This window comes from Kocuria dechangensis (assembly GCF_014636775.1).
GTDB classification, from domain to species: Bacteria; Actinomycetota; Actinomycetes; order Actinomycetales; family Micrococcaceae; genus Kocuria; species Kocuria dechangensis.
This window is the reverse complement of sequence record NZ_BMEQ01000033.1, coordinates 1-19,397: the sequence shown is the minus strand read 5'-3', so window position 1 is coordinate 19,397 and position 19,397 is coordinate 1. Positions and strand designations below refer to the sequence as shown.

The following is a 19,397-nucleotide window of genomic DNA, read 5'->3' as shown; positions in this document are numbered from 1 at the left end:
AATGAGAGGGCGTGCGACACAATGAATCCCGTGCCGTCCGTCGTCCGCCCCGCAGGTCAGCCCGAGCTGGTCGCCCAAGCCGCCAAGGTGTTCGGGAACACCGTCCGGCTCTCGATCATCAACGCCCTCAAGCAGGGGCCGGCACTGCGTGCGGACCTGGTGGCCCACACTGGACTCCCCGCCAAGACTCTCGGTGCTCAGTTGGTCGAGCTGGAAGCCCTGGGGGCCGTGAAGGCTGAGGCCCAGCACAGCCGGGGCCGCCCCATGCTGTACTACGCGAACCAGCCCAGGCTTGAGGAACTGTTATCCGCTCTTGCGGAGTATGCGTTAAGGAGCGCTTGCGGCGCAGTCGTGGGAGTGCACGGCAAATCTCACTGAGGGGCTCCTTCCAGTGGTCAGCCCTGTTGGCAGGGTCCTGTGAATATGTTCATGAACAGGTTCACGACCGACTATAGGTGTCCCTCGTTGCAATCACAACGGGGACTTTGCCTACTGCTCAGTATCGTCTGCAGATAGCTTTTCGTTCTTCTCAATGACCTCCAGGATGGCCTGTAGTCCATGCGGGTCGATGTCCCCGAGGGCGCGCATAGCAAAGTCCCGTACCTGCGCCCGACGCATGGCAATGAGCATTTTCAATTCCCGCTCGATTTGCTCTGGCAAGGGCCCATCCTCGTGTAGCAGGAACCCTGGATCGACGCCAAACACGTCAGCAATGGCTGTGAGCAGTTCACGGTCGGTGCGCAGTGCAGGATGACCGGTGGTCAGGTAGTACCACTTGGTGCGCCCCAACGGGACGCCGCGCTCACGCAAGGCCCCCTGGACTGCAGGGAAATTCAGTGGCTTGCCGTCTTCACCAGGCAGCGCGTCCAGTAACAGGTTAATCTTGTTCGCCAGTACCTGCTCTGGGGTCCGCTCGTCCCGTTCCATATCTGCTCCCTCTAACCGACCAGCAGCCGGTACATCATGGCGTAGATGCCTCCGATGACGGTGGCACCGAAGGCTGCCCCCGCCGCGACCTGGGCGAGGGTGTGGGCGCGTAGTACGACCCGACTGATGCACACTGCAATGCACATCGGGATCGCCACCAGTGCCCACGGCCCCCATGACAAGAAAGCAATGGCGCCCATGCTTCCTGCTGTCATGGCATGACCAGATATCTTCCACCAAGGGCTGATAAGAATCAGGCCAACCATTCCTGAGGCGAAGGCCACAGCAAGGGCCATCAGAATCATCGGACCTTGCCACGTCAATAAAGCCATCATATAGAGCGCCGTCAGAGCGAAGGTGGCCGCCATGATGGGGGCACGCTGCTTTTTGTCGCTGACGTGGTGATCGGACAGGACGCCGCGTCGGGCGAGGATGATGACTGCGGCGAAGGGGAGCAGACACACGGCGCAGGCGCCGAGGAGCCCCCATAAGGCTCCGGCAAGGCCGGCATCCTGAGCCAGTGGAGGCATCGTCACGAACAGTGCCGAGAGGACCAGCGGGGGCTGGAATGTCTCGCTGAGTGCAACCGCCGTCTTGCGGGTCCGGCGATGTTCGAGTGCTCCGACTGCACTAACTGTCAAAGCGGCCCTCCACTGCCTGCATCATCTTGTCCCGCTTGGGGCATGTCGGAATGTCCTCCCGCGCTTCCGCGTCGTAGGTGGCGATCATCGCCTCGTAGAGCTCTGATCGAGGATTGGAACTGTAGACCGCCACGGTCAGCCCGGCACGCATGCTGTCTTGGCGCAGCGCCATAAGCCGGCCCAGATAGAAGCGGTCGCCGAGGTGCCAGCGCCGGATGGCTGCCGAGGCCGCCAGCACCAGCAGGCCCACAGCCAGCAGCCCCGCCCCGGACAGATACAGCGGCCCGAACGCTGCATGAGTGACCACGATGAAGGCTCCATCCGTGGCGTGTAGGTGATCGGCGGCCATGTAGAAGCACTCGACCACCGAGGCAATCCCCATGCTCAGCGCCCCCACGCACATCAAGGTCAGTGCCACTCTCACGCGGGTGCGCCGCCGGCGGTCTTCCCGCAACCCCCTAAAGATCCGCCAGGAGGTGTCAAACATCAGGCCCGCGGCCGCGGCCATGTAGGCCGTGCCATAGACCAGCGTGGGCAACTGGTCGATGTGCTCGGGGATGAACGCCATCGAGGTCGAGGACCTGTCGATGCTCCAAAAGGAGAACGTCATCACCCCTATCACGGTGGCCGCGGCCGCCGTTTCCAGTCGCTTCCGCTGATGGGACCAAGGGTGTTCTTGCAACGCCTCCAGGAGCGCCACGCGCAGGGACCACATGGCGCCCAACACGAGGACGTTGCGCATGAGATGGAACCAGTTGTGCTCACCAAGCAGGGCGTCAATCTCGTACTCGGTGATGAAGAACGGATTGACCGACAGAGCCAAGGTGCCCATCAGAGTGCCTATCCATGCGGCATGACTGCGGTCCCGGTCGAAAACTACGCGCCAGCGTATGGCGGTGATGACAAACAGGACCAGGGCTGCGAAGGGCTTGAGCAAGGCGATCAGCATGGGCTCAGCCGAACAGCTCGAGGATGGGATCTGTCTGGTTGGCGAGGTGGGCCGCCAGGGTCACCGCAATTGCCTCTGCTTCTTGTTCTTGGGCGGTCCACTGCTCGCTGCGGGTGAGGATCTGGCGGACGCTCTTGTTCTTCCCCAGACTTGAGAACGCGGTCCCAATGCTCAGCTCACAACCGCTGTGCCGCAACAGGATATGTCCGTACTCGTGGGCAACGATGTGTCTGACGAACGCTTGTGATCGCACACGGCCCTCGTCGTGGAAGATGTAGGACTGCGTTTTTGTCCTCAACCACACACCGGTGACTGACTGCCCGAGGCTCTGCGGGGCTGGCCGCACGGTAATCCTGCAGCCATGCGCCTCCTCGACCGCTGCGTGCACCTCCGGCCAAGACCGCAACGACGGGAGTCCGGGTAGCAACTCCTGGAGACGATCCAAGTAAGAGAGCGGGGGGTGCACCATGGCCTCCAACATACGGACCTCCATGAGGGTTCGTGGAACTGCGATCGCGTGCTCGCGCGGCCGAGACATCCAGTGGCTGGACAAAGGGGGTGGCGATTAACCTAACATGAACATGTTCACGCGCTTCGAGAAGGACGGTAATGCGCATGTGCATTTGGAGAGAGACACACCGCGTCGTGCTAGGCAAATGTGCATTTACAGTGGCAGACTGACTCCATGACCGAGTACAAGCCGCCGAAGATGATCGGGCGCAAAGTCCCGTTCAGCATGCGCCTGACCTTGGATCAGCACCGTCTCGCGGCAGAAAATGCTTCGCGAGTAGGGCTGTCGATGGCTGAGTACATCGGCGCGCTCATCGAGCGCGACTCGGGTCGCTCCAACAAGCTCGACAACCCTCAGGAGACCGAACTTCCTCTAAGCAACACCGCTTAAATGACTGACGGCCCGCCGTGGTGGGCGGGCCGTCTAAGTCAATCAGCTGTCCCAGGTCGCCAAACTCGTGACAGCTGGTTCAACAGAAACTGAATCAGGAACCTCATGAACCCAATACCAGGGGACTGTTGTGTCCCCTAGTGTACCTGAGGCGCGTCCGCAAATGGACCCCTCATCGCTTAGTCACGCCGATTTTCAGTCACACTCCGCTCTCGATGCTGCCCTCGAGACCCTAGAAGAGCCGCCTTCGCGGCGTCGTCGGGTGCGTGTGGCCTATGAACGCTCCAAGGCCGTGGTCCTGCGGGCGGTCCCCAAGGGCTGCAAACTGGCCCGGCACGTGGTGGCGTGGAAGCGTGCCGCCTTGGAGCACCCTGCCCTGGAGTTGATGCGCGCCGACGGCCGGACGAACATGCGTGCGCTGATTGAGATCATCGCGGTGCAGCAGGATCCGGCCTCCCGCACCTGGCGCACCACCTGGGCCTGGGTCGCCCAACGCCTGGGTGTGCACGAGGACTCGGTGGGGCGGATGATCCGCCGGCTCAAGGACTGGGGCCTGCTGGCCGTGGTGGCCACCGGCCGCTCAGCGGCCTACACCCCCCGGGCCACGGGCAAGAAGCAGGGTGAGGCCCCTGTCTACGCCCTCACCACCCCAGCCCCGCCCGTCCCGGTGGCACCGTCGGAGACCGCGCCCGAAGCCCCCCACCAGACGGAAGAGGAGTCAATGCCTGTGGAAATAAATGTCGGCCCGGTCCCCCCGAAGGGGGCATGTCCTCCCCCGCACGCGCGCGAAGAACTTTCCCCGAAGGACGCGGCTACGCCGCGACTCACTGCCAAGGCCGCCGCGCAGCGGCGGGAAGTCCAAGCCGCCCTCTCGAAGCGTTCAGCTCCACTGTGGCCCGCTCATGCGACGGTAAGGCCGGTGAGTGGGCGGGGGCGCCGGTCCGATTGGAAGCACACTTATCGTTGTGCAGGACTCGAGCTCCAGCACCACGCCCTCATCCTGCGCCGCATCACCACCGCCTACGTCGTCTCGGTCGCCAAGCCCCACTTCGAGGCCGGCTGGACCATCGCCGATGTGCTCCACGCCCTCGACTGGACACCTAACGGTCAGAGATACCCCCACGACGCCGTCCACGGCATCGACAACCCCGGCGCCTGGTTCGCCGCCCGCCTCAGAGCCTGGACCCACCAAGACGGCACCCCCCACCGCTCCCCCGACCAACGAGCGGCCGCCGAGGCCGAGCAGCGCCGCGCCGAAGCCATCGCCGCCACTGCCCGCTACGCACGCCGCGAAGCAGCCCGTCAGGTCGCAACCTCCGCGAGTGGCATGGAGACCCCGGCCGATGTTCAAGCGGCGGGTGGGGCCTGCATGGCCGTTAGGCCGGAGGCTCAGAGGCCTGGGGATCGGCGGCCGTTTAGGGAACGGTGGGCTGCGCAGATTGCCGCCGGGCGCGCCGCAGCGGTTGCTGAGCGCGGCGCGGATACCTGATGGGTCTGCTCACCGTCCGGTGGGTGCTGCGTCAGCGGTGTCAGCTCGAGCCTGCCCCGAACTCACCAGGAACAGGCTCGATTTCAGGCCCGGGCGCGCCGGTAGTGCAGGGCACCGGGGATGTTCCCGGCCTCGCCCAAGTCCTTGCCGCGGGCGAAGTCGGCCCACAGTCGGCGGACCTCCCTGCCGTGGGCGTCGAGGTCCTCCCAGGCGGCACCGGCCACCAGTCCGGTGTTCGCCCAGGTGCCCTCGTGGCCGAACAGCAGGGGCAGATCGATGGTGTGGGCCGCACCGTAGGGGTTGCCCGGGGCGGCCCAGGAGAGCACGTAGGTGTGGGCAGTACCGCCGGCGCGGGCGTGCCGGGCGGCGAAGCGGCGGATGGCACGGGTGTAGACCGCCGCTGTCGCCCAGCCCACCACGGTGCGGCGGATCAGCGGACCGATCAGTGGAGCGCGGGTCCACCGGTGCAGTGCGGGCACGGTGGGGATGTAGAGCCCTGCTTCCTCCGCGGTGTGGCCGATGAGCACGTCGATGTGCGGGGCTGCCCGGTCCCAGGTGGCCTCGATCTGCTCCTCGTGGGGCAGGGGGTGGTGGCCGTACTGGGTGCCGAAAGGCATCGCCCCCATCAGCCCAAAGGAGGAGGCATGGGCCTCGACCTCGGCCTGGGTGGCCACGACGTCTTCGGCGGGGGTGTCGGCAGTGACGACTTCCGCGGCCTGGCACATCGCCTCGGTCATCTTTGCCCGGCCGCGGGCGATGCCTAGCGGGGGGCTCTGGATGATGGCGCGGCGGAACAGGGAGGGCGCCTCGTCGGTGGCCATGAGGTGGGCGACGGCATCAGCCCCGGAGGACTGGCCGAAGGCGGTCACGTTCTCCGGGTCCCCGCCGAAGGCGGCGATGTTGCGCCGCACCCAGCGCAACGCCTCGAGCTGATCAAGCAGCCCCAGATTGGCCGGACGGTGCTGCCCCGAGCCCAGGTAGCCGAACAGCCCCAGACGGTAGGTGACGGTGACGGCCACGACGCGCTGCTCGGCGACCAGCCGGGCCGGGTCCATGATCGGGGCGTCCCCGGCCCCGGTGGTGTAGGAGCCGCCGTGGATCCAGACCATCACCGGCAGCCCCTCCCCCGGTGCCAGATCGCCGGGCATGGTCACCGACAGCCGCTGGCAGTGCTCGTCGCGGGCCAGCCCGGCCAGGGCGTCGCCGAGAACCTCGGTGAGGAAGGGTGAGTCCGCCTGCGGGCACGCCGGGGCCAGTGTGGTGGCCTCCGCGGGCTGGGTCCAGTCCGGGGCCGGGGTAGGAGCGGTGAATCGGGTGGCCGTGGCGTAGGGGATGCCGGTGGCGCGCAGCACCTCACCGTCCTGCCAGCCGCGCACGGGACCGCAGGGCGGGGTGAAGGTCAGTGTCGTGGTGCTCATCGTCTCTTGTCTACCACCGGAAACCCCAGGCGGCATCTGCTCCTCCGGCCGGCAGGGGTGCTCTGGGAGAAGAGGCTGCCCCTGGGCGTGCAGCATCTGGTCGCTGCCCACCGCCCCCTCTGATAGGTCTTGTCGCCTGGCATCCGGTCCCTGCCGCCTCCCTGATCGAAAGGACGTTTCGTGCCCGTGCGCCCTGCTCTGCCCGAGGACGTGCCTGCCCTGGCCGATCTCGCCGCCGCGACCTTTCCCCTGGCGTGCCCGTCCCACCTGAGCAGGGAGGCCATTGCGGGGTTCATCGCCGAGTCCCTGTCCGTCGCCTGCTTCAGCGGCTACCTCCAGGATCCCCAGCGGGTGGTGCTGGTGGAAGAGAGCGGCGGGGTGCTGGGCGGCTATGCCATGGTCGTGCTCGGGGACCCGGCGGATCCGGAGGTGGCCGGGGCGGTCACCGGTCGGCCGACGGCACAGCTGAGCAAGTGCTACGTCGCCGCTGACCATCACGGCACCGGCGTCGCCGGGTCCCTGATCACAGCGTGCCTGGATGTCGCCGGCGGCCGCGGTGCGAAGTCGATGTGGCTGGGCACCCACCAGGACAACACCCGGGCCATCACCTTCTACACCAAGCACGGGTTCACCGTCGTGGGGCGGCGCCGCTTCACCATCGGGGGCCGCCAGGAGGACGACGTCGTGATGGAACGCCTCCTGCCCGGCTCCTCCCCCGCGCACGGAGAGCCCCCCAGCGTCGGCCGCCGTTGAGGGTCCTGGGGGTGGAACTCCCCGGGGCGACCAGCTCTCCCGGCAGTCGCTAGGGGTGGTGGCAGCGTCGAGGTCCGGCCGACCGGTAGTGGTCCATAACGATCGAGCAGTCAGCGGCTCCAACTCAGCTCCCGTCCTTGTCACCCTCTGGCCCACGTCCTACCGTTAACGTATGCAAATGCACGTTTCTCACGGGGCGTGCGGTGACACCGGGAGGGGTCATGGACGGCAAGGAAGCGCGGGGCCAGGCGGGGGATCTCTTGGAGCTCCTCCCGCGCGAGTTCCAGGACAAGGAGGTGCACCGGCGGCTGCGCAAGCTGATGCGTGAGCTCGACGAGCTGGTGTTCGAGGAGAAGGGTGAGCTGTTCGTGGACGCCGAGGTGGCCGCGCGGCTGCTGCGCGATCCGGAGGTCTTCCCCGACCAGGTGCGCGGTCAGGCCCGGAAGGGTGTGGAGAAACATCTGCGTCAGCGCACCCGGGGCACCGGGCGGAGGCTCACGTGGCGGGAGCTGGCTATCCGGGGCGAGGTGCCCATCGCGCCGATGTCCTTCCAGGAGCTGCGGGGGCTGGGCCTGTCCCCGGCCGTCTCCGGGAAGGACGCCCGGCGCATCATCGACGGTCACTTCCCGGACTTCCCGCCCAAGCTGCTGGACGCTGACGCGGCGGCGATCCAGGAGATCGCGGTGCAGGGCATCGGGCACAACCGCACGGTGTGGGACTGTGTGGTCTCGAAGATCGGGTACTGGGCCGCCCTGGCCGTCTTCGCGGCCTTCGGTGCGCTGCTCATCATCGGTACCGCCACCGGCCCGTGGGGGATCCCGCTGGCGATCTTCCTGGCCGCCACCTTGGGCGGGGGGACGGCGGTCATCGTCGCCAACTGCGTCCTGAACCCCAACCGCTGAGCCGCGGCATCTGAGCCCTGCGATTCCCCCGCCGGCGGCCGCTCCGGGGTCGGGTTCGTCCACCGGCTCACCACCGACGCCCCCGATTCTGCCCCGGTGGCGCCCGGCCCGGGCTGGCCGCCCGCGATCACCTGAGGCGGTGATGGGGCTTCAGTTGCCGCTCAGTCCGTATCAACCCACCCTCAGGGGACCGGCAATAGCGTGTGCCCCATGCACACCACCTCTGCTGTCCGGTTCCTCGACGCCTCCGCCTATGCCGTCGAACGGCTGCCGGCCCAGGCCCTCCACGACGAGCAGGTGAGCATGGAGGCCGTGGTGGTCCTCCTCGAGACGGTGGTCGACCACCTCCTCGAGCACCCGCGCCCCCTGGACCTGCAGGTGCTGGCCGCGCAGACCCAGCTCACCGGTGAGCAACTCCAGGACGCCCTGCAGCTGTTGGAGGCCCGGGGGTACCTGTGCGAACTCGCCCAGTACGTCCCGTCCGCCGCCACCCCGCGCCCCGAGCCCCTGCGCCGGGAGGTCCTGTGTCAGGCCGCCTGAACGGACACCTTCCCGGTCCCCGGCTCGTACCGGCGGGGATGGCGTGGTACTCGCTGCGCCAACCGCGCCGCAGTCGAAGCCTGCACTCCGCGCCCGGGTCGAGCTCGTGCCTGATGCGCCGAGCACAGGCCCGGCCGGCGGTCCTGCCCACAACACTCCTGGCGTCCCGGCCCGGGCGCCTGTGCCGGAGGGGACACCGCTGAATGCCACCCCGGCCCCGGTTCTTGCTCTGCCCCCTGATGAGGGCGGTGGGGGTCCTCCGTTCGCCTTGGCTGCACTGGCCGGTGCTGCTCCCGGTTCCGGCGGGGTTTCCGTCGACGGCCCAGGATGGTTTCGACGACGGGCGGATCGACCTCCCCGAGGTCCTCACCCGGGATGTCGCCTTCCCTTTCATTCTCCGTGTCACCGGGGACTCCCTGGAAGGTGTGGGATCTACCCCGGGGACGAGGTCCTCGTGCTGCTTTCCCGAAAGGAATGGTGGACCATGCCCTGCCCGGGGGATCATGGTGGCTGAATACGTCGTGTCAGCGACCTTTCCCTCTCAGGAGGGGGTTGAGGCGGGTTCGCCGATGATGGTCATGTCAGTTGGCTTTCCCCTGATGATGGTGCCGGTGGCCTCCCCGTCGGGGACGGGGAGGCCACCGGCACTGTGGGGTCAGACTCGTTCGCCGGCGTGTGCGGTGGCTGCCGGAAGAGACATTGGCTCGCTGAACACCCATTGCCCGGCTACGACGGTGGCGAGGACGTCGATGTGGGCAAGTTCGTCCTCGGATGCGGTGAGGATGTCCCGGTCGAGGATGGCGAAATCGGCGGCCATGCCCGGTTCCAGTGTGCCGCGCCGGTGTTCTTCGTGGACGAGCCAGGCGCTGTCTGCGGTCAGGCTGTGCAGGGCCTGGGCGGGGGTGAGTTTCTGCGTCTCGCCCAGGATTTCCCCGGTGCTGGTGCGCCTGCTGGTGGCGGTCCAGAGGGTCCGCAACGGGTCCATGGGTGTGATGGGGCAGTCCGAGTGCAGGCCGAAGTGCAGTCCTGCTCGGGCCGCTTCGGCCAACGGTTCCATGCGGTTTGCCCGCTCGGGGCCGAGGAAGACATCCCGGTGTCGATCTCCCCAGTAGTAGACGTGGTTGGCGAACACCGAAGCGACCCCACCGGCTCGGACGAGATCGTCGATGTCCTGGGCGGAGGCCATCTGGAGGTGCTCCACGCGGTGCCGGGCGTCGGGGCGGCCTCCGGAGTCCCTGACGGTCTGGAGGGCGCCGATGACGGTGCTTATGGCCAGGTCCCCGTTGGCGTGGACCGCGCACTGGCCCCCCAGCTGGTCGACCCGGGTGATGAGCTCGACGAGCTGGTCGTGGGTGAACAGGAGCTCGCCACAGCTTTCCTCGGCGCAGGAGTACGGCTGGCTGAGCGCGGCGGAGAGTCCTTGGATGGATCCGTCGGACCAGTACTTGGCCCCGCGCAGGGTGAAGTTGCCGACGGTGTAGGGAAATCCCTGGGGGTGTTCGGCGATGAACTCTTCGATGAGGTCCCCGCGCAGGTAGCCCTCCACGCGCAGCGGAAGTTCGCCCTGGGAGGCGAGGTGTTCCCAGGTTTTCAGTTCCGCGTAGCCGGCCATCAGTCCGATGCCCAGGTCGTGGATGGTGGTCATGCCCCGGCGCATGGCCGTTTCCGCGGCGAACTTGGCGGCATCGGCCAGCTCCGTGGCAGTGGGGCGGGGAATGCAGTCGAGCACGCGGTTGACCGCCCCGATCTCCCACATCAGTCCGGTGGGTCGGCCCTTAGGGTCTTTGATGAATCTGCCTTCGGACGGGTCCGGGGTGTCCGGGGACACCCCGGCGAGTTCGAGGGCCTTAGTGTTGGCGACGAGGAAGTGCCCGGAGATGTGCGAGATGACGATCGGGGCCTCGGGGCTTGCCTTGTCGAGTTCATCGCGGGTGGGGTGCCGGTTTTCGGCCAGCAGGGTGTCGTCGTATCCCCATCCCCTGATCCACCCGGTGGGGTCGTTGCTGGACTCAAGGCGTTCCCGCAGCCGGGCGACGATGTCGCTGACGCTGCTGTTCAGTGGGCTGCGGCAGTCGACCCAGTGCTGGGTCAGGCCGAAGAAGATCGGGTGGACGTGGGATTCCACCAGGCCGGGGACGATGGTCCCGCCGGCTGTGTCGATGACTTCGGCCTCGGGCAGGGCTGCGGTCACCTCTTTCAGGCTGCCGGCGGCGACGATGCGTCCGTCGGCGATGCCGAGGGCCTCGACAGGGGCGGAGCCTGCGGTGGTGCGGATGGTTCCGCCGGTGATGATGTGGGGGTCCATGGTTAGATCGGCTCCTTCACGAGTGCGGAATCCTGGTCCTGGATGGGGTCGGTGTTGCCGGCCGTGGTCGTGCCGGTGGGGGCCTTGGTGCGGGCCCAGATGGCCTCGCTGCGCTGGGGCCGGGGCCACAGGAGGCGGCCGGCGGCCACGATCGCGAGGTTCCCGGCGAGGGCGGGCACGCCCAGGCTCAGTCCGCCGAGGTCGGCGCCGGTGAGGTAGAGGCCGAGGGCGATGGCCACACCGCCGGCCAGCCCGGCGGCCATGACCCCGGGACGGACCCGGGAACCGAAGATCAGCAGCAGCACCGGGACGATGAGCTGGGTGAACCCGTAGTAAGAGGTGTTGATCAGCGCGCCCATCAGGTTCGGGACTACGAGGGTCAGGACGATGGAGACCAGCAGGTAGACCGCGATGATGACCCGCACGTAGGACTTCTGACGCCGCTCGGGGACATTGACCAGGACGTTGCGCGATACGAGGGTGCCGATGCACAGGGCGGATGCGGCAAGCACGACGATCGCGCACAGGGCGGCGCCGCCGGCGACGACACCGACCAGCCATTCGGGCAGGAGGTTGCGGGTCACCTCGATGAAGGCCAGGTTGGTCTGCGCCCCGGTCAGTCCGGGGACCGTGGAGATGGCGTAGTAGGCCACCACGAGCAGGAAGGGGTACATCAGCATGTACAAGGGCATGCCGATCTGCGTGCGGCGGACCGTGCGGGCGGATTTGGAGCTCATGATCGCCTGGACGATGAAGGGGAACATGTAGAAGCCCAGTGCCTGGAAGAGCAGGGTCGACATGGTGTGCAGCATCGGGCGCCCGTGCTCAATTACCGTGTGGTCCGAGACCGCGTCGGCGCGGGCGACGATGTCGGCGACGGAGGGGTTCTGGCCCAGGACAAAGACCGCCACGATCACGATCGCGAAAATCAGGGCGAAGTCTTTGACGAAACTGACGTAGGCGGGGGCTTTGATGCCCGACATCAGGGCGAACACCAGGGCGATGCCGACCCCGATGAGCACCGTTGCCAAGGGGGTGAAGCCCAGTCCCAATCCATTGAGTGCGACTGTGAGACCGGTCAGCTGTAGCTGGGCCCACGGGATCAGGAAGATCACGCACAGCAGCGCCGCGGTCAGTTCCAGGGGTCGGGAGTTGAAGTGCCCGCGGAAGACGTCGGGCAGGGTGACCGCGTTGTAGCGCCGTCCGGCTTTGAACAGCAGCGGCAGGAGGAAGTAGCCGATGGGGTAGCCCAGCAGGATGTAGCCCATGAACCAGATGGCGAAACCGGCGCCTTCGGCGTAGACGCCTCCCGGGAATCCGATCACGGTGCCGATCGAGTACACCTCGCCCACCACGAGGATGAACAGCAGGAGGCTGCCGAAACTGCGGCCCCCCACCAGGAAGTCCTCGGTGGATTTCACGCCCTTGCGCGAGTAGAGCCCCAGCGCCATCGCGATGACGAGAACGAGTCCGAACGTGATGACGGCGCTCATCGGGCTACCGCCTGCGGTGCCGGCTCCTCGTCGTAGCTCTCGTGCTTGTCCCACAGGTTCCAGGCCAGGGCCATGAGCCCGGCCACTGTCGGGAACAGGACCACGACGTAGACGAAGATGGCCGGCACGCCCAGAACCCGGGCTTCGGAGGGCCCTAGCAGGGACACCCCCGCCACCATCAGGGCAATGGGCAGCACCAGGGCCACCAGCACGCTCTTGGGATTCGGTTTCATAGCAACTCCTTCGGTTGAGGCTTCGGTTCAGTATCTGGACCCGATCTGGACCCATCAAGATCCAGATTTGTCCCTTTAGAGCAGTCCAGACTGTGAAAGGGATCACGTGCCATAGTGGGGGCGTGGAAACCATCAGTGACACGACCGGGGCGAGGTCTGGGCCGTCCTCCTCGGTCGTGCTGGTGCCGGGGACCCGCGGGGCCTCCCTGGCCATGCGGGTGCGGCAGACGGTCGAACGGCTCATTGTGGGCGGCACTTGGCGCCCGGGTGAACGCGTCCCCTCCAGCCGTAGCCTGGCCGAGGACCTGGGGGTGTCGCGCACCACGGTCCAGTCGGCCTACCAGGCCCTGGTGGACGAGGGGTACCTGCTCCCCTCGGACCGGCGGGGCATGTACGTGAGTACCCTGCTGCCCTACCCGGCGGTTGCCGAGCGTCAGGCCGGCACCGGGTACTCCGGGACCCCGGACTGGGAGCACGCCGTGGACTGGGAACGGGTCCTCCACCGGCCGCGGACCGGGCCCTGGCCCGAGCTGCGCCGGGAACGGACGTGGCACCGTTTCGACTACCCCTTCGTGACCGGCCAGCACGACAGCTCATTCTTCCCGCGCGAGGCGTGGCTGCGGGCCCTGAAACGGGCCCTGGGCCCCGAACACCGCCACGCGAGCCTGGACGACGTCCTGGACGACGACGCGCGACTGGTCGACATCCTGTGCACCCGCGTCCTGCCCGGACGGGGACTGTCGGTCTCCCCCGACAACGTGCTCGTCACGCTGGGCAGCCAGCAAGGTCTGCACCTGCTGGCCGCCTCCACCATCCGCTGGGGGGACTCCGTGGCCGTGGAGAACCCGGGATACATCGACGCCCGGCACGTGTTCCACCGGGCCGGGGCAACGATCGTGGACGTTCCCGTGGACGAGCACGGGCTCGTCCCGCAAAGCGAGTACTCGGGAGCCCGCCTGCTCTTCGTCACCCCCAGCCACCAGCACCCCACGAACGTGACCCTGTCGGTCGACCGGCGGCTTCAGCTGATCCAACAAGCCCAGGAACAGGACTTCCTGATCGTCGAAGACGACTACGACTCCGAGTTGCGCTACCGCGGACAGCCCCACCCCGCAATGGCCGCACTGGACCCCTCGGGACGAACCGTTTACCTCGGCACCATGTCCAAGGTCCTGGCCCCAGGCCTGCGCATCGGGTACGTGGTCGGCCCGAAGGCCCTGCTGGACGAACTGCGGACCCACCGGCGCTACGCCCACCGCCAACCCCCGGGGCACCTCCAACGGGCCGTCGCTCTGCTCTATGAGAGCGGCGACTTCGCCCGGGCCCAACGGCGATACAAGAACGACCTGGCTCGGCGGTGGGATACGGCCGCTAAGGCCGCGGAAAGGATGTTCTCGCAGCAACAAGTCCTGCCCCCTGGCGGCACCGGCCTGTGGATCCGCACCGATCCGACCCGATCAGCCAACGAGCTCGTGGACAGAGCGCGCGACCGCGGAATCCTCGTCGACCCAGGCTCCATGTACTTCTCCGACTCCCGGGGCGATGCCCCCTTCATCCGCGTCGGGTTCGGGGCCATACCGCACCAGCGCATCACGCCCGGAATGGAACTCTTGGCCTCAATCGCCACCGACCAAGCCCGGCCGAACTAGCCGGTGCACCGCCGTGCCCCAAGGACGGCCACTGGTGTCATGGACTTCCCATGGACAGGCCAATGCCGCCGAAGGACCCGCAAACCCGACACGCCGCGAAGGAGCACTCCATGCCGTGCCCTGCTGCTAGAAATTCACTTCCATACCCTGGGTGACACTCTCACCGGCATTCGAATGCGCTCGGTCGGCCAACGTGCGGTCGCCCAGGTCGCAACCGCATGGGTCCGCCCTTCACCTTCCCTCAACGACCGGGCCGCCCAGATCGCTGCCGGCCGCGCCGAAGGTGTGCAACTAGGTGTATCCGGTCATGAGGTTGGTTGCAGGCGGCTGATCGGGGGGTGGCCTCCGAGTGCGCTGTGGCGTCGTCCAGTGTTGTAGTGCTCGAGCCACGGGGCAAGAGCAGCGGTGCGTTCGTCGTTGCTGGTGAACACCTGCCGGTAGGCCCACTCGGTGGCCAGGGTGCGGTTGAACCGCTCCACTTTGCCGTTCTGCCACGGGCAGTGCGGGCGGATGAACACCTGCTTCGCGCCCAGAGCCGCGACCACCGCCCGCACGGCCGTGGAACGGCGGTAGGACCAGGCGTTGTCGGTCATCACCCGCTCGTTCCGATCGATGCCGCAGGCGGCGAAGTAGACCGCGGCCCTCGCCAGGAACCCGGCGCAGGTGAGGCCCTTTTCGTCCGGGAGGATCTCGGAGTACGCCAGGCGGGAGCGGTCCGACCACCGAGTGGTCGTAGTCGAAACCGATCCGCGCCTGTTTGTGCGCCGAAGTGTCACCGGCCGCCCGCCCGTGGGCCCGCCACCCTCCGCCGGCGGGGATCCGCCCGAGCTTCTTCACATCCATGTGCACCAGCTCCCCGGGGTGCTCGCGTTCATAGCGCACCGTGGTGGCCTTGGAGAACCGGATCACCGCACCGGTGAGCGGGTCCAGCTCCCGCAGATGCGGAACGTGGTGACGGGCCAGGATCCGGCCTACCGTGCGCGCCGGGATGCCCAGCTCGGGCCCGGTCCAGTCCTGCCCCCGGCGCTGGGAAGCGCGCAGGGCCAGGACCTGCTGCTCGTGCTGGGCGCTGGTGCGGGTCGGGGTGGTGCGCGGGCGCGAGGAGCGGTCGTGCAGACCGGCCTCGCCCTCGGTCTCGTAGCGGGCGATCCAGTGGGACACGCACTTGCGTGAGATCCCCATCGCGGCGGCGATGTGGGAGGTGGGCATCCCGGCCCGGTGCCGGGTGACGATGAGCAGTTTGCCGTGGACGGTGGTGCGGGCGTTACGGTGGGACACGGGAGCCTCCGTGGTGGATGTGGTCCTTCGACAAGCCACACCCCACCCGGGGGCTCTCCTCACGTCAACACCCTCCTGCTACCAACGTCCTGGCCGGGTACAACTAGGCGGCTCGTCGTCGTAGGCACCCTGCTTGGGGTGTCCGGGCGACGCACCAGAATTCTCCGCATCGGTCCTAGTAAATGCGCATGTCAGTACGATTAAATATGATCCTGTCGTTTTATCGTCGAATACGTGTTCTATCCTGGCGGCATGAGACACCCAGTGCCGCTCACCATCGATGACCCTGTGTGGGTTTCTGCGGTCCTGGTCCGGGTCCCGGCTGGCTTCCCCTCCCCTGCCCAGGACAGCTTCGACGACGGGAGGATCGACCTCAACGAGGTGCTGATCAGAGACGTCACCTCCACCTACCTCTTCCGCGTCACCGGGGACTCCATGGAAGGCATCGGGATCTACCACGGCGACGAAGTGCTCGTGGACCGTTCCCTGACCCCGAAGCACGGCAGCGTGGTGATCGCCGTGTTGGATGGGGACTTCACCATCAAGACCCTGCACGTCCACCCGGACCGGGTGGTGCTGCACCCGGAGAACCCGGCCTACCCCGACGTGGAGGTTCCGTCCCTGTCGACCCTGCACATCTGGGGTGTGGTGGTCTACGGCATCCGCCACGTCCACTGACCAGGGCGGTGGTCTGCGGTGATCGCCCTGGTGGACGTGAACAACTTCTACGCCTCCTGTGAGGCCCTTTTTGAGCCCTCCCTGGTGGGCAAGCCGCTGGTGGTGCTCTCCAACAACGACGGCTGTGTCGTCGCCCGCTCCCCCGAAGCCAAAGCGCTGGGGATCAAGATGGGCGACCCCTGGTTCCAGCTGCGCGCCGACGCCCAACGCTGGGGGCTGGTCAAACGGTCCTCCAACTACCAGCTGTACGCGGACCTGTCGGAGCGGGTGATGCTGCTGCTGGCCCGCCACGCGCTGGGTCAGGAGGTGTACTCCATTGATGAGTGCTTCCTCCTCCCACCCGAGGGCACCGTGGCCGAGCAGGTGCGGTGGGCGCGCCGGCTGAAAGCCACCGTGGCCCGCAACGTCGGACTGCCGGTGAGCATCGGGATCGCCAGCTCGAAAACTAGGGCCAAGATCGCCACCGAGACCGCGAAGAAGCTACCGGCCACCGGCGGGGTCGTCCACTGGGACCAGGCCCCGGATGGGTACTGGGAGAAGCTCATGGACCAGCTGCCGGTGACCGAGGTCTGGGGGATCGCGGGGCGGCTGGCGAAACGCCTGGAGGCGATGGGGATCGAGACCGTTGCGCAGCTGCGTGATGCCGACCCGGTGGCCATCCGGCACCGGTTCTCCGTGGTGCAGATGCGCACCGTGCTGGAGCTCAATGGGTTCCCCGCCCTCCCGGTCGAGGACGAGGTGGCCACCAAGCAGCAGATCCTGGTCTCCCGGTCGTTCCCGGACCCGATCTGGGATCCGGAGATCGTCGGGTCGGCGGTGGCCGAGTTCGCCCAACGCGCCTCCCGCCGGCTGCGCAAAGAGGGGGAAGTGACCGGGCACTGCACGGTGTTCGCCAGCACCTCCCCGCACCGGCCCGGACCCACGCACAACGTGTCTGCCCATGTGCGCCTGGCCGTGCCCACCAACGAGCCCACTCCCCTGGTGGCCGCGGCCCGGGCGGCGCTGGTACCCAAGCTGCTGCACGGGATGCAGTACATGCGCGCCGGCATCCTCTGCACAGACCTCGCCCCCGACGGGGCAGTGCCCGTCCTGCCTGGGGTGCTCGAGCAACCCGCCCCAATTGGGGAGCTCATCGATGCGGTCAACCGCCGCTTCGGCGCCGGCACCCTCGCCCTGGGCCGGCTCGGCGCCCACTCCCCCACCCCCTGGGCCAACCGCCAAGCCGACCTCTCCCCCCGGTACACCACCGACTGGGACGAGCTGCGCACTGTCAGCTGACAAGGACACAGCAGTGGCTCCCCCGCGTTTCCTCGGCCCTGGAGAGACTCCGAAGCGCTTGCCCAGGAGAAACCGGGGGCACCTCAACCTCTCCCTATGCCGGGGTTGGCAATAGCACCAGGTCGCACCAGTAACAGTACAAATAGTACTTATAGAGGTATTAGGGGTAATAGTGTTTTAGCCAGGAAGCCTGCCACACCCAGGTGACCTGGTGGCCCTTGCCTCTTGGCGGGACCTCTGAGTCTCTTGTCTAATGGTGGCGAAATCCCCACCCGCGTCACGGACCCGTCGCACCCCCCCGCTTCCTCAGCCCTGACCCGGAAGGTTCCCCTCCGTGGAAGACGCTGTACCCTGCCTACCGGATCTTCGACCGGGAGGCCTCGCTGGCCTTCTACAGGGTCCTCGGCTACCAGGTCCTGAGCACAGTTGAACTCGACGGTGGGGTGACCCTCTCTCTGCTGAAGCTACCCGAGGAGCCGACGGTCTCTCTGGAACTGGTGCACCGCCCTGCTGCGGGCCCCGTGGACCCCGGCGGCTTCGAGCACCTGGCTGTGCCGGTGGACGATCTCGCGGCCACCCTGGAGCGGTTGACCAGCGCTGGGCTCACTCCGGGACCGGTGGTGCGCCACGGCGAGGGCGGCGGGCCGCCGTTCACCTCGCTTCTCGCTGACCCCGACGGGTACCGGATCGAACTAGTGGAATGGCCTCCAGGACACGTGCAGGGCATCACGGAGGCCGACCTCGCTGACCCCAGCTAGCGCACTCCCCGGCGATCCACGTCCCGCCCGAGAGGCGCGGTTGCACACCTGTCTGAGGACAGGGACGAGGCCTGGTGGATACGGATCTGTGAAGAAGCATCGCGTTCGCCAGAAGCCCCGTGCCCATTGTTCTCTGGTGCATCATCGAGACCGTCGGCGACCTGGTCCACGCCCTAATCCCGCCCGTGGAGGACAGCCATCCTCTGAGCTGCCATGGGCCCCGGCTGGCCGACGCGAATGTCTTCGACAAGCTGGTGCAGATCCTTTTACTCGGGGCGGCATACAGGATGGTCGCCGACACCACCTGGTTGGCCACCCTCATCTATCACCGATTTAAGGAATGGACGCCGCAGACGTCTTAACCGTTGTGGAGCAGTTCTGCGGGAAGTGCTAGGCCAAGACGGTCGCTCTCGAGCTGGATAACCTGACGGGTGCCTCACCAAAGCTTTTTGCGGCGGTGAGACCGTTAGCTGACTCCCCGGCCGCCCGGGGTAGCAATGCAGAGAACACTGGGGGCCTGCGGCGAGTAGCGGGACCCCTTTCGGGGGCAGAGCCCCCGGCAGCCGGCGCCACTCTCCGCTAGTGCGTCCGGCTCTGGAAAGGCTGCCTCACCTCAGACTCGAGCTACCCCTATTAGTACTTATAGTACTAATAGGGGTAGATCATTATATCTAGGGTGCGCATCAGGCGAGGGTTCGCACCACAGCAGGTCGGAGGACAACCCACAGTCGAGAAGGCGCCACCCGGGACCGTGCAACCACAGCAGGGGGAACAGTAGGAATACTACGTTTACCACTTTTAGTACTAAAAGTAGTAATAGTAGCTGTCTGCGCCTGAGCTGCTTGGCAACCCTGCTTTCCAGCTTGCTTATCTCTGGGCGTTCAAGGCGCAGCAGTCGTGGCGGGTAGTTGTGGTGCCCGTGTACTCCGGTGGGGCGGTGCAGAGACCAGACTTGATAAAGTACCACTATTAGTACCAATAGAAGTAAAAGTAGTAATAGTTCCAAATCTCATACCACCGCCCCGGGAGGCGAAGCTCCCCGGGCAGACCCATTCGGGGCCCAGACACGGAAGAACATAACGGACCCTAGCGACGACGGTCCTTGGTCCGCTCAGGGAGTCGAGCCTGGACTTGGCTTAGAGGTCATTTCAGAATGACTTCGGCGTAGGGCTTGAGCGCTGACGGGGTCTCCGACGACCCTGGTG

General features: G+C 66.8%; 19 protein-coding genes and 1 pseudogene. 11 read left to right on the top strand and 9 right to left on the bottom strand.

Going from position 1 to position 19,397, the window contains the following annotated elements; genetic code table 11:
- Window positions 1-30 precede the first annotated feature (30 nt).
- On the top strand, window positions 31-378 hold the full coding sequence (locus IEW07_RS18405) for an ArsR/SmtB family transcription factor (RefSeq protein ID WP_188539925.1): 348 nt from the start codon (window positions 31-33) through the stop codon (window positions 376-378).
- Between the two features lie 111 nt (window positions 379-489).
- Here the strand turns inward: IEW07_RS18405 and IEW07_RS18400 are convergent, their stop codons facing one another.
- From IEW07_RS18400 to IEW07_RS18385, 4 genes are all read right to left on the bottom strand, one after another.
- Window positions 490-927: a hypothetical protein gene (locus IEW07_RS18400; RefSeq protein WP_188539923.1), complete on the bottom strand. Its 438-nt coding sequence runs from the start codon at window positions 925-927 to the stop codon at window positions 490-492.
- Between the two features lie 11 nt (window positions 928-938).
- Window positions 939-1,457, bottom strand: coding sequence for a phosphatase PAP2 family protein (locus tag IEW07_RS18395; RefSeq protein WP_229741962.1), 519 nt, complete (start codon window positions 1,455-1,457; stop codon window positions 939-941).
- A gap of 100 nt (window positions 1,458-1,557) precedes the next feature.
- On the bottom strand, window positions 1,558-2,517 hold the full coding sequence (locus tag IEW07_RS18390; protein ID WP_188539919.1) for a hypothetical protein: 960 nt from the start codon (window positions 2,515-2,517) through the stop codon (window positions 1,558-1,560).
- A 4-nt stretch (window positions 2,518-2,521) separates the two neighbouring features.
- Window positions 2,522-2,998: a hypothetical protein gene (locus IEW07_RS18385; RefSeq protein ID WP_188539917.1), complete on the bottom strand. Its 477-nt coding sequence runs from the start codon at window positions 2,996-2,998 to the stop codon at window positions 2,522-2,524.
- Between the two features lie 204 nt (window positions 2,999-3,202).
- Here IEW07_RS18385 and IEW07_RS18380 point away from each other — a divergent pair, with 204 nt between their 5' ends.
- Both IEW07_RS18380 and IEW07_RS18375 read left to right on the top strand, forming a co-directional pair.
- A complete protein-coding gene (locus IEW07_RS18380; RefSeq protein WP_188539915.1) occupies window positions 3,203-3,418 on the top strand; it encodes a hypothetical protein in 216 nt (71 codons plus the stop codon).
- 268 nt (window positions 3,419-3,686) lie between these two features.
- Complete coding sequence (locus IEW07_RS18375; RefSeq protein WP_188539913.1) at window positions 3,687-4,907, top strand: hypothetical protein; 1,221 nt, start codon at window positions 3,687-3,689, stop codon at window positions 4,905-4,907.
- Window positions 4,908-4,990: 83 nt separating this feature from the next.
- On the opposite strand, the gene IEW07_RS18370 is transcribed toward IEW07_RS18375, so the two are convergent.
- Complete coding sequence (locus IEW07_RS18370; RefSeq protein ID WP_188539911.1) at window positions 4,991-6,325, bottom strand: carboxylesterase family protein; 1,335 nt, start codon at window positions 6,323-6,325, stop codon at window positions 4,991-4,993.
- 186 nt (window positions 6,326-6,511) lie between these two features.
- On the opposite strand from IEW07_RS18370, the gene IEW07_RS18365 reads away from it, so the two are divergent.
- The 3 genes from IEW07_RS18365 (at window position 6,512) to IEW07_RS18355 (ending at window position 8,520) form a co-directional block, all read left to right on the top strand.
- Complete coding sequence (locus IEW07_RS18365) at window positions 6,512-7,078, top strand: GNAT family N-acetyltransferase (RefSeq protein WP_229741960.1); 567 nt, start codon at window positions 6,512-6,514, stop codon at window positions 7,076-7,078.
- 221 nt (window positions 7,079-7,299) lie between these two features.
- Window positions 7,300-7,980 carry a hypothetical protein gene (locus IEW07_RS18360; RefSeq protein WP_188539907.1) on the top strand — a complete coding sequence of 227 codons (681 nt, stop codon included), beginning with the start codon at window positions 7,300-7,302 and terminating at the stop codon, window positions 7,978-7,980.
- A 210-nt stretch (window positions 7,981-8,190) separates the two neighbouring features.
- Complete coding sequence (locus IEW07_RS18355; protein WP_188539905.1) at window positions 8,191-8,520, top strand: hypothetical protein; 330 nt, start codon at window positions 8,191-8,193, stop codon at window positions 8,518-8,520.
- 655 nt (window positions 8,521-9,175) lie between these two features.
- On the opposite strand, the gene IEW07_RS18350 is transcribed toward IEW07_RS18355, so the two are convergent.
- The 3 genes from IEW07_RS18350 to IEW07_RS18340 are packed head-to-tail and all read right to left on the bottom strand — an operon-like array spanning window position 9,176 to window position 12,551.
- Window positions 9,176-10,825 carry an amidohydrolase gene (locus tag IEW07_RS18350; protein WP_188539903.1) on the bottom strand — a complete coding sequence of 550 codons (1,650 nt, stop codon included), beginning with the start codon at window positions 10,823-10,825 and terminating at the stop codon, window positions 9,176-9,178.
- 2 nt (window positions 10,826-10,827) lie between these two features.
- Entirely contained in the window at window positions 10,828-12,318 is a 1,491-nt protein-coding gene (locus IEW07_RS18345; protein ID WP_229741959.1) for a sodium:solute symporter family protein, read from the bottom strand.
- Complete coding sequence (locus IEW07_RS18340) at window positions 12,315-12,551, bottom strand: DUF3311 domain-containing protein (protein ID WP_188539901.1); 237 nt, start codon at window positions 12,549-12,551, stop codon at window positions 12,315-12,317. Before IEW07_RS18340 ends, IEW07_RS18345 begins: the two co-directional genes overlap by 4 nt.
- 122 nt (window positions 12,552-12,673) lie before the next feature.
- Here IEW07_RS18340 and pdxR point away from each other — a divergent pair, with 122 nt between their 5' ends.
- A complete protein-coding gene (pdxR, locus tag IEW07_RS18335) occupies window positions 12,674-14,200 on the top strand; it encodes a MocR-like pyridoxine biosynthesis transcription factor PdxR (RefSeq protein WP_188539899.1) in 1,527 nt (508 codons plus the stop codon).
- 305 nt (window positions 14,201-14,505) lie between these two features.
- Here the strand turns inward: pdxR and IEW07_RS18330 are convergent.
- A pseudogene (locus tag IEW07_RS18330) lies at window positions 14,506-15,478 on the bottom strand (IS481 family transposase).
- Between the two features lie 252 nt (window positions 15,479-15,730).
- Here IEW07_RS18330 and IEW07_RS18325 point away from each other — a divergent pair.
- The 4 genes from IEW07_RS18325 to IEW07_RS18310 all read left to right on the top strand — a co-directional run bounded on the left by IEW07_RS18325 (window position 15,731) and on the right by IEW07_RS18310 (window position 18,554).
- Window positions 15,731-16,156, top strand: coding sequence for a LexA family protein (locus IEW07_RS18325; protein WP_188539897.1), 426 nt, complete (start codon window positions 15,731-15,733; stop codon window positions 16,154-16,156).
- Window positions 16,157-16,174: 18 nt separating this feature from the next.
- Complete coding sequence (locus tag IEW07_RS18320) at window positions 16,175-17,434, top strand: Y-family DNA polymerase (protein WP_188539895.1); 1,260 nt, start codon at window positions 16,175-16,177, stop codon at window positions 17,432-17,434.
- Between the two features lie 344 nt (window positions 17,435-17,778).
- A complete protein-coding gene (locus IEW07_RS18315) occupies window positions 17,779-18,192 on the top strand; it encodes a VOC family protein (protein WP_188539942.1) in 414 nt (137 codons plus the stop codon).
- A 119-nt stretch (window positions 18,193-18,311) separates the two neighbouring features.
- A complete protein-coding gene (locus tag IEW07_RS18310) occupies window positions 18,312-18,554 on the top strand; it encodes a hypothetical protein (RefSeq protein WP_188539893.1) in 243 nt (80 codons plus the stop codon).
- The last annotated feature ends 843 nt before the right edge of the window (window positions 18,555-19,397 follow it).